Annotated in this window: 11 protein-coding genes and 1 pseudogene; 3 read left to right on the forward strand and 9 right to left on the reverse strand. The window is 62.4% G+C overall.

All coding sequences use genetic code 11. The features are described 5' to 3' along the window. Positions 1 to 25: 25 nt before the first annotated feature. Positions 26 to 1012 carry a family 43 glycosylhydrolase gene (locus tag ACVWNW_RS05820; RefSeq protein ID WP_461196339.1) on the forward strand — a complete coding sequence of 329 codons (987 nt, stop codon included), beginning with the start codon at positions 26 to 28 and terminating at the stop codon, positions 1010 to 1012. Here the strand turns inward: ACVWNW_RS05820 and gnd are convergent. From gnd to ACVWNW_RS05835, 3 genes and pseudogenes are all read right to left on the reverse strand, one after another. Beyond that, positions 1002 to 1913: pseudogene (gene gnd, locus ACVWNW_RS05825) on the reverse strand (phosphogluconate dehydrogenase (NAD(+)-dependent, decarboxylating)); the annotation flags it as partial. The gene ACVWNW_RS05820 and the pseudogene gnd sit on opposite strands and share 11 nt — an antisense overlap. Positions 1914 to 1967: 54 nt before the next feature. Further along, the gene (locus tag ACVWNW_RS05830) at positions 1968 to 2645 is read right to left on the reverse strand and encodes a gluconokinase (protein ID WP_454481635.1); all 678 of its coding nucleotides are present in this window, start codon (positions 2643 to 2645) and stop codon (positions 1968 to 1970) included. Between the two features lie 36 nt (positions 2646 to 2681). Beyond that, on the reverse strand, positions 2682 to 4127 hold the full coding sequence (locus ACVWNW_RS05835) for a GntP family permease (RefSeq protein WP_144178202.1): 1446 nt from the start codon (positions 4125 to 4127) through the stop codon (positions 2682 to 2684). A gap of 234 nt (positions 4128 to 4361) precedes the next feature. Here ACVWNW_RS05835 and ACVWNW_RS05840 point away from each other — a divergent pair, with 234 nt between their 5' ends. Next, positions 4362 to 5138 carry a FadR/GntR family transcriptional regulator gene (locus tag ACVWNW_RS05840; RefSeq protein ID WP_198191565.1) on the forward strand — a complete coding sequence of 259 codons (777 nt, stop codon included), beginning with the start codon at positions 4362 to 4364 and terminating at the stop codon, positions 5136 to 5138. Between the two features lie 29 nt (positions 5139 to 5167). On the opposite strand, the gene pgl is transcribed toward ACVWNW_RS05840, so the two are convergent. The 3 genes from pgl to zwf form a co-directional block, all read right to left on the reverse strand. Continuing rightward, on the reverse strand, positions 5168 to 5959 hold the full coding sequence (gene pgl, locus ACVWNW_RS05845) for a 6-phosphogluconolactonase (RefSeq protein ID WP_198191564.1): 792 nt from the start codon (positions 5957 to 5959) through the stop codon (positions 5168 to 5170). 80 nt (positions 5960 to 6039) lie between these two features. Then, on the reverse strand, positions 6040 to 7047 hold the full coding sequence (locus ACVWNW_RS05850; protein ID WP_198191563.1) for a glucose-6-phosphate dehydrogenase assembly protein OpcA: 1008 nt from the start codon (positions 7045 to 7047) through the stop codon (positions 6040 to 6042). After that, positions 7044 to 8525 (reverse strand): glucose-6-phosphate dehydrogenase, encoded by a 1482-nt coding sequence (gene zwf / locus ACVWNW_RS05855; RefSeq protein WP_232339538.1) that lies wholly within the window; start codon positions 8523 to 8525, stop codon positions 7044 to 7046. Before zwf ends, ACVWNW_RS05850 begins: the two co-directional genes overlap by 4 nt. A 233-nt stretch (positions 8526 to 8758) precedes the next feature. Here zwf and ACVWNW_RS05860 point away from each other — a divergent pair, with 233 nt between their 5' ends. Then, positions 8759 to 9424: an HD domain-containing protein gene (locus ACVWNW_RS05860; protein WP_198191562.1), complete on the forward strand. Its 666-nt coding sequence runs from the start codon at positions 8759 to 8761 to the stop codon at positions 9422 to 9424. On the opposite strand, the gene ACVWNW_RS05865 is transcribed toward ACVWNW_RS05860, so the two are convergent. From ACVWNW_RS05865 to ACVWNW_RS05875, 3 genes are all read right to left on the reverse strand, one after another. After that, on the reverse strand, positions 9403 to 10284 hold the full coding sequence (locus tag ACVWNW_RS05865; protein WP_198191561.1) for a hypothetical protein: 882 nt from the start codon (positions 10282 to 10284) through the stop codon (positions 9403 to 9405). The two genes, ACVWNW_RS05860 and ACVWNW_RS05865, sit on opposite strands and share 22 nt — an antisense overlap. An 82-nt stretch (positions 10285 to 10366) precedes the next feature. Next, complete coding sequence (locus ACVWNW_RS05870) at positions 10367 to 11392, reverse strand: ATP-binding cassette domain-containing protein (RefSeq protein WP_198191560.1); 1026 nt, start codon at positions 11390 to 11392, stop codon at positions 10367 to 10369. Continuing rightward, on the reverse strand, positions 11389 to 12624 hold the full coding sequence (locus ACVWNW_RS05875) for an FtsX-like permease family protein (RefSeq protein WP_198191559.1): 1236 nt from the start codon (positions 12622 to 12624) through the stop codon (positions 11389 to 11391). The genes ACVWNW_RS05870 and ACVWNW_RS05875 overlap by 4 nt, the downstream gene beginning before the upstream one ends. Positions 12625 to 12680: the final 56 nt, after the last annotated feature.

Raw genomic sequence — 12680 nt, forward strand, 5'->3', positions numbered from 1 at the left:
GCGACCAGTCAGGAGGTCGTGGTCAATGGCGGCGGTCGGAGGTTCCGGCCGCCGCACTCATGAAGGATCGGAGTCACAGTTCATGGAGGAATTCGCAAGCGCACATCAAGGGTCGAAGGGGACAGGATTGGCAAGCAACCCCCTGCATCGCTACTGCGCGGACCCGGATCTGGTCATGATCGGGGACCGCTGGTACCTCTATTGCACCGAGGACGGGCTGCCTGATTGGTCCTCGCACGCTTTCTACGTCTATGAATCCAGGGACCTGTGCCACTGGACCCGCAGAAAAATCCTGGATCTGGAACAGATCCCCTGGTGGCATGGGGGACAGGGTGCCTGGGCGCCCTGCCTGCTGGTGCGCCGGGGACGCTGCATCCTGTATTTTGTGGCCGATGGACAGATCGGCCAAGCTGTCGCTCCCGGCCCGACCGGTCCCTTCCGAGCGGCCAGGGAGCCATTCATCGCCCGGGGGGACTACGACTGCCTGCCCATCGATCCCTCGATCTTCGTGGATGACGGCGATGTGCCCTATCTGCTGTGGGGCAATGGCCGTGCCTACATGGCGCGGCTGAGCCCTGATGGCCTGCGTCTGGAGAATGACTCAGTACGCTCCGCTGTGCCTGACAACTTCCGCGAAGCCATCACTGTCTGTCGGCGGGGAGACATCTACTATGCCTCCTGGTCGGAAAATGACACCAGGGATCCGAACTATCAGATCCGCTGGTCCAGCGCGCCATCGCTGGACGGCCCTTGGACCGCGCCCCAGGTCCTGATCAAGGCTGACCATGCCAAGGGGATTCTGGCCACGGGGCATCACTGCATTACCTGTGTGCCGGGCCGGGACGACTGGATCGTCGCCTATCACAGGTTCGCCAGGGACGGCCAGGGCGACGGCTGTCATCGCGAAATCGTCTTTGCCCCCTTGGATTTCGCTGATGACGGCGCCATGGTCCAGGTCCGCCCGCAGGTGGGATCCTACTGGTACCCGGCCCAGGACCTGGTTACTCCCTGACGATGGGGTGGCCACCGAAGGCGCTGCGCAGTGCGGAGACCACCTTCATGGTCATGGGGTCCTCGATCTTGGAGGACTGGCGGGCGTAGAGTGCCGAGGTGATGGCTGGTGTGGGCACCCCCAGCTCCAGGGCGTCCGCAATCATCCACTTGGTCTCGCCGGTCTCATCGGCCTTGCCGGCGATTCCACTCAGGTGCGGGTCTTCCTTCAGGGCTTGGGCCAGCAAATCCAGCAGCCAGGACTGGATGACCGAGCCCTTTCGCCAGGACTCCACCACTTCGCTTGGTTCCTTGATCAGGTTGGAGGCCTCCAGGACTGCGTACCCTTCGGCCAGGGCCTGCATCATCCCGTATTCGATGCCGTTATGGACCATCTTGGCATAGTGGCCAGCGCCGGTTCCTCCCGCGTGGACCAGACCGTAGTCGCCCTCAGGTTTCAAGGTGTCCAGGATGGGCTGGATCCGGGCCACGTCTTGATCCGATCCTCCGACCATCAAGGCGTAGCCCTTCTCCTTGCCCCAGATGCCGTTGGAGGTGCCCACATCCACCAGGCCTATGCCCTTGGCGGCCAGGGCTTGGGCGTGCTCCTGGTCCTGGGTGAAGCGGGTGTTGCCCCCATCCACGACCAGGTCGCCGCGCTCCATCAGCTCGCCAAGCTGATCGAGAGTGGACTCAATGGGCTTGCCGGCCGGGACCATGACCCAAATCACTCGTGGGGCCTCCAGCGCCTGAACCAGGGCTTGCAGGCTGTCCACATCCCTGCCCGAGTCCGGCGCGATGTCGTAGCCGACCACCTGGTGGCCACCGGTACGCAGACGGTCCGCCATGTTCTTGCCCATGCGTCCCAGGCCAATCATGCCGATCTTCATAGTGTCAGTTCCTCTCCCTTGACTGCAACAGTGTGAAGTTGACCGCGATGGTTGGTGGTCGGCCGCGGTCGGGCCGCTTTGCCGGTGCTACTGGCGGGCTGCCTGCCGGGCGCGCTCGGCCTGAACCTGGGCGGTGTGCGCTTTGACATCACACTGCAGACCCAGGGTGTCGATGACCTCTTCGGCCTCGATCTCGGGAGACATGCGCAGACCCACGTCGATGGTCAGGTGAACCTCGTCCGGTCCCAGGGGTTCCAAGTCATCGAACTGGGAGCGGAGCATCTGCGGCTTCATGAAATGCCCCTTCCGCTTGGAGAGCCGTTCCATGATGGAGTCGTAGTCCCCGCTCAGGTGGATGAAGACCACCCCAGGCATTCGCAACCGGTCACGATAGATCCGCTTCAGGGCGGAGCAGGTGACGGTTCCGGGCACTCCTCGCCGCATGTGGTCCTCGATCCAATCATGGATGCTGTCCAGCCAGGGCCAACGGTCCTGGTCGTTCAGGGGGATGCCGCGGGCCATCTTGTCGATGTTGGCCTGGGGGTGGAAGTCGTCGGCCTCGGCCATGTCCCAGCCCAGTTTGCTGCCCAGGTGCTCGTTCATGGTGGTCTTGCCGCAGCCGGCGACCCCCATGATGACCAGAACGGGTGTGCGGCCTTGGAAGTAGTCCGGGGGAACCGTGTTGTCCACTGCCGAGGGGACTTGGGGCTCCGGGTGATCTTCTGCGCTCAGCGCGTTGGAATTCTTCAACGATGTGTCGACCATATGCAACCTTTCTGAAAAGTAATCTGACAATGACGCTCAGGCGGTAATGGGCACAAAGATGCTGGCGATCATGACCAGGACCAGAACCACTACCGACAGCAGGCATTCCAGAACCGACCAGGTCTTCAGGGTCTCGCCAACGCTCAGGCCGAAGTACTCCTTGATCAGCCAGAAGCCTGCGTCGTTGAGGTGGGAGAGGAAGATGGAGCCGGCGCCGATGGCGATGACCAGAAGTGTAGTGGCCGTGGAGCCCGCATGCATCATGGTCATGGCGTTGCTGAGAATGCCGGCCGTGGTCAGGATGGAGACGGTGGCCGAACCTGTGGCGATGCGTACGAAGACGGCGATGACCCAGCCCAGCAGGAAGATGGAGATGTTGGAGTTCTCCACAAAGGTGCCGATGATCTTGCCGATGCCGGTGGAGACCAGGACGCCCTTGAAGCCACCGCCTGCGCCCACAATCAGCAGGATGCCCGCTACAGCGGGAAGCGACGCTCCCAGGGAGTCATTGACGGTCTTCCAGGAGATGCCCGAGGCGGCCTTGAGGACCAGCATGGAAACAATCAGTGCTATGGCCAGGGCCATGACCGGGTTGCCGATGAAGTTGATGGTCTGTGCCAGGCCGTCCGTGCGATCCTTGAACCCGGGAATGGCTATCTCGAAGATGGAGGTCAGCAGCATGAGGACTGCCGGCAGCAGGATGCAGCAGACCGAGAGGGCGAAGGATGGAAGCCGGGTCTCCTCCTTGCCGGCCTGCTCGCTCTTGGCCACAAAATCGGCCGGGGCTTCGATGGGCACCCAGCGGGAGGCCAGACGGGAAAAGGCCGGGCCCACGACGACCAGGGTAATCAGGGCGAAGGGGATGCCGAACATCATGGTCAGGCCCACGTTTCCGGTCTGCTTGAACTGGCTCAGGGCTGCCAGGGGGCCGGGGTGAGGAGGCACACAGGCGTGCATGATGGACAGGCCTGCCAGGGTGGGGATGGCCACACGCATCAGGGGAAGCTTGGTGCGGCGGGCCACCAGAATGATGACCGGGACCAGAATGACCAGGCCGACTTCGAAGAACATGGGCAGGCCGATCAGGGCGCCGATCAGGGCCATGATCCAGGGGATGGTGGCGGGCTTGGACTTGGCGACCAGGGTGTTGACCACCTGGTCAGTGGCTCCGGTGTCCATGAGGACCTTGCCGATCATGGCTCCCAGGCCGATCAGAATGCCTACGGAGCCCATGGTGGAGCCGAACTCGCCGGTAAAGCTGGTCAGGGTGGCCACGGGTCCGTAGCCAGAACCGATGCCGACCACCAGGGCGGCACCCAGCAGTGAGACAAAGGGATGAAGTTTGACGACAGTGACTAGGAAGATGAGCACCGCCAGGCTGAGCACCAGGCTGATGCCCAATTGGGTGGTGTTCAGGGAAACGGCCTGACTCGCCGCCAGGGTTAGGTACCCGTCGGCTGTCGGCTGCGACGCTAAAAGCATGGCTGCCTCTTCTCTGAGGATACGAACCGTTCGGCCTGAGCAGCTTCCCGGCTCTTATTTTTGCATTACGTAATATCGACAGTGTGATATTACGTATGCCTTAACAGACAGTATTTTACACGAATCTGGGACGGATTGGAAGACGGCATGCTAAGGGGCAGGATCGAGTCTCAAAATTATTTACATACCACTCTGGTCCAATTGGGAATGGGCCAGGTTGCTAGAGTGGAATTCGTGAAAAACGCAAGGAAACCTGATGACGAAACGGCTGCAGAAGGCACCCTGCATGATCGGCTGCTGGATCAGTGGGGGGCGGCCATTGTAGATGGCACCATCGCTCCGGGAGACCGGCTACCCGCCCCTGACCTGGATAGCCAGAGGCCTTCGCGCACGGTCACCCGCGAGGTCACCAGGGTTCTTGAGGCCATGGGTCTGGTCACTGTCAAACGCAAGGTCGGTGCCACAGTCAATCCTCGTCAACTCTGGAATATCTATGATCCACAGGTGATCGAGTGGAGACTGCGCGGACCTGACCGGGGACGGACCTTGCATGAGCTGTCTGAGCTCAGGGCATGCGTGGAGCCCATGGCTGCCCAGCTGGCGGCCGGCAACGCTGATCAGGATCAATGGGCGAAGCTGACGCGGGCCGCCATTGATATGGTGGCCAACGCTGACCGGGCCGACGGGCCGGACTATCTTCGGGCTGACGAAACGTTTCATCGAACCCTGCTTGAGGCATCGGGCAACGCTATGTTCGCGGCCTTGGGCGATGTGATTGCATCAGTGCTGTCTGGGCGGACCCGGCATGAGCTTATGCCCAGGAAGGCCGATGAGAAAGCGTTGCGGTTGCATGGCGACGTGGCTGCGCTGATACGTCGGGGCGATGCAGGGGGGGCCCGCCACGCCATGGATTGGATCGTTGACGAATCCGATCGGGCTGTCGAACAAATGACAAGAAAGGACTCCGAAGACTCCGCTCCTGCTGCGGATAAGGGATCTTCGGAGTCCTGAGATCTGTAGAGGCTCTTGGTGCAGAAGGCTCAGTTCAGTTTCGAGGCGGCATCAGCGTCCAGGAGCCAGAGGGTCTCTCGGGTGCCCCTGGCATAAGAGGAGGGGACATGGGGATTGTCTGTGGTTCCCAGGGCAGCAGCCACGGCCGAGGCCTTTTCGGCAGTTGAGGTGAAGAGCCATACCTTGGGGGTTCTGCGGATGAATGGCGTGGTCATGGTGACCCTGAGCGGGGGCAGCTTGGGGGAGTTGCTGATGCCCGTCACCAGCAGATCGTCGCCCTGCAGCCTGACCTCGGGGCGGTCGGGGAAGAGGGAGGCATAGTGGCCGTCGGGGCCTACACCGAAGACGGCCAGATCCATCCGGCCCTCAGGGCCCAGTTGGTCGATAATCTCCTGCTGATACGTGGCTGCCGCCTGGGTCAGAGCCCGTTCGTTCTCCTCTTGGTCGGCGGCCTCAACCTGAGCTGGGCTGCGAGTATCCACGGGCATGGAATGTACGTTGGCCTGCGGCAGCAGCCCCTGGTCGATCAGCGAGCCATACCAGGCCCGCAGTGCCTGTTCGTCGTTGCGGTCCGGGTCTTCCAGGCCCACGAACCGCTCATCGCTCCACCAGAGGTGGACCCGGCTCCAGTCCACGCTCTGGCTCAGGGGATCAGCACCCATCAGGGCATAGACATCCGCCGCATCTCGCCCGCCGGTCAGCGCCAGGTCGGCCCGGTCCTGACGGGCCAGAAGGTCTCCCAGCTCCAGCAGGATGCGGGCTGCTGTAGCTTGGTTGAGCAGCTCGGTTGTGGCATAGGTAACGATACGACGCTCGGTCATCTGATCCTCCTCGCATGCAGGTGATGCTTGCCTCAGCCTACACCCCTGTGTTTGCATATGAATTCAGTCGCTGCCGGGGCCTACTGGTGGTCGACCATTCCCCAGCCGGCGTGGATGACCTCCTGATAGACCTCGTCAGGATCCAAACGACCCAGTTCCTCGCTCATGCAGTCCACAGCGGTGCGCAGGGGCATGGAAATGGTCTGTGAAGCTTGTCCAGGTTGGTTGATTCGGGCCTGGTCGTCATTGTGGCGCTCCATGCTCATGATTCCGTCCGGGCGTTCGAAGTAGACGCCGGTGACGGCCTGGGCCTTCGGATCGCGCTCGACGGTGACCGGCACCTTAAGTTTCAGTGCCAACCAGGAGGCCAAGAGCTCCAATGGCAGGTAGTGGGCCTGGCCGGTCACCCTGACCGAACGGATGGGCAGGTGGGGCGGCTGCTGCACCATTGAGGTCAGCTGTGCCCGCCAGATGGTGATCCTGGTCCAGGACAGGTCCACGTCCTGAGCGCGCGAATGGGCCAGCAGCCCAGCGAAGGCAGCCTGACGATCGTCGGCCTCCATGGCATCAGTGATTCTACTTGCGGCCATGGTTCCGATGGAATCCTGCGAGGGATCCAGTGGCGGATTGGTAGGCCACCAAACCACCAGAGGGGCATCAGGCACCAGGAGGGGGATGACCAGAGCATCTGAATGGTTCAGCAGAGCCCCCACTGGTCGCAGGACCACTACCTCGCCGGCACCGGCATCCGAGCCGAAGCGGATCTCGGCATCCAGTGTGCGGTCGCCGTCATGGTCGGTGTTCTTGTAGGAGACGCAGTCTTCAGAGGACTGTGCTGCAGCGAACCTCTGATCCGCTTCCTGCTCGGCCTGATGGTCTTCGGCGTCGGTCACCATGGCGATAACCCGGCAGGGGTGTTCGCGGCTTGCGGCGTTTACGGTTTCCAGGGCCGTCTCCAGATGGGCCTGCTCGGTGACGATGACCAGGGTCAGCACCCGTCCCTGGGCCGCCTCTCCCCGCTCCACGTGGAGCTCGTCAATCTCCCGGGCGATGGCGGAGGTGGTGGTGTTGTTCAGTCTGACGATCATGGCATCCTCCAGTGGTATCCGTCGCGGGCCAGCATCAGATCTGCCTCCCGCGGACCCCAGGTGCCGGCGCGGTAGGGCTGGGGTTGGCCCTGTCCGGCCCAGAACTCCTCGATGGGGTCCAGAATCTTCCAGGACAGATTGACCTCCTCGGTGGTGGGGAAGAGGGGCGGGTCTCCCAGGAGCACGTCCAGGATCAGCCGCTCATAGGCCTCCGGGGAGGCCTCGGTGAAGGAACGTCCGTAGGAGAAGTCCATGTTGACGTCACGCACCTCCATGGCCGAGCCAGGGGTCTTGGCTCCGAAACGCAGGGTCACGCCCTCATCAGGCTGTACGCGGATGACCACGGCGTTGGCGCCCAGTTCCCGGGTAGCTGTGGCCTCGAAGGGCAGGTGGGGGGCACGCTTGAAGACGATGGCGATCTCGCTGACCCGCTTGCCCAGGCGCTTGCCTGTCCGCAGGTAGAAGGGGACGCCGGCCCAACGGCGGGTGTCCACATCCAGCCTGATGGCCGCGTAGGTTTCGGTGGTGGAGGAGGGATCGATCCCGTCCTCGTCCAGGTAGCCGACCACGTGCTGGGAGCCCTGCCAGCCGGCCGTGTACTGGCCTCGGGCGGTGTGGGCCGCCAGGTCCTTGGGAAGGTGGACAGCTGAGAGGATCTTGGTCTTTTCAGCTGTCAGATCTGAAGCCGAGAAGGAGACCGGCTCCTCCATGGCTGTCAGGGCCATCAGCTGCAGGAGGTGGTTCTGGATCACATCCCTGGCTGCTCCGATTCCGTCGTAGTAGCCGGCCCTGCCGCCGATGCCCATGTCCTCGGCCATGGTGATCTGCACATGGGAAACGTAGTTGGAGTTCCAGACCGGCTCGAACATCATGTTGGCAAAGCGCAAGGCCAGGATGTTCTGCACGGTCTCCTTGCCCAGATAGTGGTCGATGCGGAAGACCGAATCCGGCTCGAAGACCTCGGAGACCACTCGGTCCAGCTCCTTGGCCGAGGCCAGGTCGTGACCGAAGGGCTTCTCGATGATGACGCGGCGCCAGGCCCCTTGGGTGGAGTGGGAGAGCCCCGACTCGGCCAGCTGACGGGCCACCTGGGGGAAGGCCTTGGGCGGCACCGACATGTAGAAGGCATGGTTGCCACGGGTGCCACGGACCCGGTCCAGCTCAGAGACGGTGGCCGACAGGTGGCGGAAGGCCTCGGCATCGTCGAAGCTGCCTTTGACGAAGCGCATGCCCTGGCTCAGATGTCGCCAGGTGGATTCGTTGAAGGGGGTGCGGCAGTGGGCGCGGACGTTCTCCTCCGCAAAGGCGACGAATTGCTGGTCGCTCCAGTCGCGCCGTCCGAATCCGATCAGCCCGAAGCTGGCTGGCAACAGTCCCCGGTTGGCCAGGTCATAGACGGCCGGCAAGAGCTTTTTCTTGGCCAGATCGCCGGTGACGCCGAAAATGACCAATGAGCTGGGTCCTGCGATGCGCGGCATGCGCAGATCGCGCGGGTCCAGCAAGGGGTTGTGCCAGGGCGCCTGTCGGCCGCCGTCCTCGTCGGGGGGAGTGGGCTGGTCGGCGGAGCGCGCAAGTGGTGAAGTGTCCATAGTGCTCCTCGTGAAATACCGTGGCTCCCAGTGTACTGTCGGCAGCAGAAGGGCAGGGCTGATTATCCGCTGAAGTGTGCATAAGCGTCGCAAAGGTCACATTTGCGGCAAGGATCCCTAGAATGGTCGGTATGATTCCCAATGTTCCCATGGCTGAGGCCCTGCATCGTCAGTATGCGCCCTCCCAAGCCGCCTATGAACTGATACACACCCACTGCCAGATCATTGCCGCGCTCGCGGTGCGCATGACCGACCAGGTCAACGAGCGCCTGTCGCGTGGTGATGACCCTGACGGGGTCCTGCCCGAACGGCCGTTGGACCGTGACCTGGTCCGCATAGGCGCCCTGCTGCATGACATTGGTACCTACCGGATCCTCAAGGACGACGGTTCTCAGGGCCGGCCCCTGACCTTCCAGGGTGAGCGGTACATCGAGCACGGGCTGGAGGGCTATCGTCTGCTGCTGGACGCTGGCGTGGACGAGTCGGTGGCCCAGTTCGCCCGCAACCATACCGGGGTGGGGCTGACCCGTCGCCAGGTGGAGGAGGAGCATCTGAACCTGCCGCCGGACGACTACCTGCCGGTCAATCCTGAGCAGGAGGTGGTCATGTATGCGGACAAGTTCCACAGCAAGCACCAGCCGCCTATCTTCGTCTCCGAGCCTACTGCCGCCAAGCGCACGGCCAAATATGGTCCCGACAATCTGGCCCGTTGGAGGCAACTGGTGGCCCGATACGGGGTGCCGGATCTGCAGCCCCTGGCTAAGTACTACGGCATGACCATCGTCTGATCCGGTCGGGTCGACCCCCAGGAACTGCGGAAACGACCAGCGAATTCGCGCGCCATCCACGGGTCTGGTTGATAGGGGTCGACTGGATCGGTCCGGCAGTCCGCGACGGCTTTCAGAAAAGAGATCATGCCCTGTGGCCCGTAAGCGTAAGGGGCTGCGCACCAGACTGGGTTTCCCTCCAAAATCAGCGGCCGATCCGACCCGCGGAGGAAGGCCAGGTCCACGCTGATTGAAGCAGAAGATCGACCATTGGCTGCCTGGAGGGCGCAGTCCTCGGCGATTGTTCGGTGTTTGGGATCGAAAACTGCACCGTCAAAAATCGTGGTGATGACTCTGGAGTCCTCGCCCTCATGCAGGCAGTATCCGCTGGATGCTGCAATCCGTCCCTTGTTGATGATGACCCGCCACTCCTCTTGGATATCGGGCAGGTGGGTCTGGATGCGAATCAACGATTGCGCAGGGGCCGTCCGCAGCTTGCTCTGCAGATCTTCAAGGTTTCGCCGGGCTGCAGGCAGGCCCGATACACGACCGACGGCCAGCTGCGACCAGGGGCGCTGCCCCAAGCCCGATGGCAGTCGGCGCCAGGTCAGAATGGTTTCGGCCGTCACAGTCAGAATTCTGCGTCCGGTCAGAGACTGGTCCAGTCCATCCAGCCACATGGTCGGTGGGGCTGACAGGGCCCATGAGGGACGGCCGTGGGATACCAGCCAGGCGTTCTGGGCAATCAGCAGCCCTGGGGTGATCCATATGGCTTCCTTGACGCCGACATCCCGAATGGGTCCGAATCCATGGTGATGGTGCAGAATGATTCCCCGTTGCCGATGTGGGTCCTTGTTGCACAAATCGATTTGTTCGGCCATGACCCGGGGTATCCACTCCTCATGGGTGATGACCGAACAAATCAGTGCAGTGCCATCCGTCTTCGGTCCGGAAGGCTGAGGCTCAATCGACGATGAATCGGTCGTCGTAGGTGCCCTCGTCTACAGTGTCCGAACCGCCCGAGGTCAGGATGATCACGGTGCAGTCATGACGGCGGGAGACCCGCTTCAGGGTGGCCAGCAGGGTATCCCAATCGCCCGGCTCCAGCCCTTCGGTGGGTTCGTCGGCGATAAGCACATCGCACTCGCAGCACAGGGCTCGGGCCACGGAGGCCAGGCGGAAGTCCAGGTGGCCCAGATCAGCGGTCAGTTTGTCCTGCAGACGCTCCGGGAAGCCGACCTCGTCCAGCAGTTGACGGGCCAGATTGTCCTTGGGGCCCAGGAAGGTGCGGCCGCTGGCATCCATGGTGTAGACAAGATTCTGCACAGCGGTCAGGTCGTGCCTCAGGGCATCGGTGCCAAAGATGGCCCCAATTTGGTGGCCCCGATAGTCGGAGGCCAGCAACTGGCGCAGATCTGTGCCCCGGAAGAGCACACTGCCCTGGGTGGGGGCGCGCAGGCCAGTCATCAAGGCCATCATGGCGGCTCGTACGGAAGGGGAGGTGGTCTCCACCGAGTAGATGCGGCGACGCTGGAATTCCAGATCGACATCGTCCAGAATCTGTTCGGAGCGACCCTGGATCTTGCGCGTATAATCCACGTGCTTCAGGGAAAGCACCGGGTAGCCTCCAGGAACCAGCACCCGTTGGTCATCGGTATCCAACAGCGGGTCCTCTTCCTGATCGTCATCGAGATCTTCGGTATCTTCATGCTCAATGACCACTTTGAAGGCAGCCAGTGAGACATCTTCTTCTGAAGAATTATCCTCCTCGGTCTTTTTGTCCGTCTGAGTGGTTGCTTCTTCCTTGGATTCCGTTTCCGTCTCCGACCCTGTGCTGGGTTCGGACATGGGTTCGGCGTTGGTGCTCTCGTCGGCTGTTTGCTCAGCTTCGGCCCTTGTCTGAGCGGCTTGCTTCTGATCGGTCTGTTTCTGATCAGTAGTTGCCTGGGACTCTTCGTCTGGCTGCTGGTCCGATGTCTTTTCGCTCATGCCTCGTCCTCCAGGTCGTTGGTGTATAGCTGGGCGGTTCTGAAGGCCGCTACTCTGGCGGCTGCTGCCAGAGCGAGGACCAGGCAGACGGCCAGGCCAATCAGGATTATCTTCCAGATCAGGCCAGCATGAGGCATGCTGGCCAGGCTCCCCAGATGGAAGAGCGACCGCCCCAGCGGCCGACTGATCGCGGTGCCCAGCGCCAGGCCCAAGGCCAGTCCGGGCAGGGTGAGCAAGAGGGTCTCCAAGGCAAACTGCCAGCCCAGCCGGGCCTTGTGGACACCGATGGTGATGGCCATGCCGATTTCGTTGGTGCGGCCGTGCAGCATGAGGAATAGGCAACCCAGCAGAATCAGCCCGCCCAGCAGGCAGACCAGGATGATGACAGTTCGCGCCTGGTCGGCAGCCTGGTGGACCGGCTCCATCCGCCGCTGATAGTCCTTCAGGCTGGGAGAGTCTATGTCGTACTGCGAGGCCTTGAGCCCGTCCTTGCGGAGCTCCTTGATGAACTTTTGGTAGGTGCTCGGCGAATCCAGGACGAAGGCCACCAGCAGCTCATGGCCAGGGTCACCGGGTTTGCTGGCCGTATCCAACCCCAGCATGGCAAAGGTGGGATAGGCCGTGTAGATGGCCCGGTTGGCTGCCTGGTCGGCGGCCTTGCGGTAGTGATAGATGCCCGAGACGGTCAGCTTGACCTGCTGATCCTGCTGGCGGGGATCCTTGATGGTCAGGGTGTCGCCCACCTTGAGCTTGTTGGCCTGTGCCATCTGCTTGGAGATCAGCACGGTCTGGGTGCCGGAGGTATTCTGCGAGGCGTAGTCCAGCCCCTTGCCCTGGTCCAGCACGAAGGGACCATGAGGCAGGGTGGGCTCGGCCTGCTTGTCTGAGACGCCCACCAGGGAGTAAGTGCCTGACTGGGTCAGTCCCTCCGGGTTGATGTCGGCGGTCTCATGGAAGTAGGCCTTGTACTGCATGCCATCCATCTGCAGGCGCTGGGCGTACTTGGAATACTCGTTCCAGCCCAGGGGGGAGGCCTTGGTCCCCTTGCGCGGGCTGATGACGGCATCCACCTGTTGGGATTCGTAGTCTGTGGTACGTGCCTTGGTGTCAGCTTGGAGCACGGTGGCTGCTGCCGTGGCCAGCGCCGCCACGACCAGACAGGCCAGAACCATGACCAGGCTCCGCGCCGCATGCCGCCTGATGGTGAACCAGGCGTTCTTGAGAACGAACATGACACCCTTCCTGATAGCGTTCCAGGGATGACCGGGCGGCCCGCGATGGCGGGCCT

The organism is Bifidobacterium sp. JNUCC 75, assembly GCF_054819865.1.

Bases quoted from the DNA above. Each gene is read 5' to 3' on its own strand.
- ACVWNW_RS05870 (WP_198191560.1), bottom strand. From the start codon at position 11,392: ATGAGCGAAAAGACATCGGACCAGCAGCCAGACGAAGAGTCCCAGGCA.
- ACVWNW_RS05850 (WP_198191563.1), bottom strand. From the start codon at position 7,047: ATGATCGTCAGACTGAACAACACCACCACCTCCGCCATCGCCCGGGAG.
- ACVWNW_RS05875 (WP_198191559.1), bottom strand. From the start codon at position 12,624: ATGTTCGTTCTCAAGAACGCCTGGTTCACCATCAGGCGGCATGCGGCG.
- ACVWNW_RS05860 (WP_198191562.1), top strand. From the start codon at position 8,759: ATGGTCGGTATGATTCCCAATGTTCCCATGGCTGAGGCCCTGCATCGT.
- ACVWNW_RS05820 (WP_461196339.1), top strand. From the start codon at position 26: ATGGCGGCGGTCGGAGGTTCCGGCCGCCGCACTCATGAAGGATCGGAG.
- ACVWNW_RS05865 (WP_198191561.1), bottom strand. From the start codon at position 10,284: ATGGCCGAACAAATCGATTTGTGCAACAAGGACCCACATCGGCAACGG.
- ACVWNW_RS05830 (WP_454481635.1), bottom strand. From the start codon at position 2,645: ATGGTCGACACATCGTTGAAGAATTCCAACGCGCTGAGCGCAGAAGAT.
- ACVWNW_RS05835 (WP_144178202.1), bottom strand. From the start codon at position 4,127: ATGCTTTTAGCGTCGCAGCCGACAGCCGACGGGTACCTAACCCTGGCG.
- zwf (WP_232339538.1), bottom strand. From the start codon at position 8,525: ATGCCGCGCATCGCAGGACCCAGCTCATTGGTCATTTTCGGCGTCACC.
- pgl (WP_198191564.1), bottom strand. From the start codon at position 5,959: ATGACCGAGCGTCGTATCGTTACCTATGCCACAACCGAGCTGCTCAAC.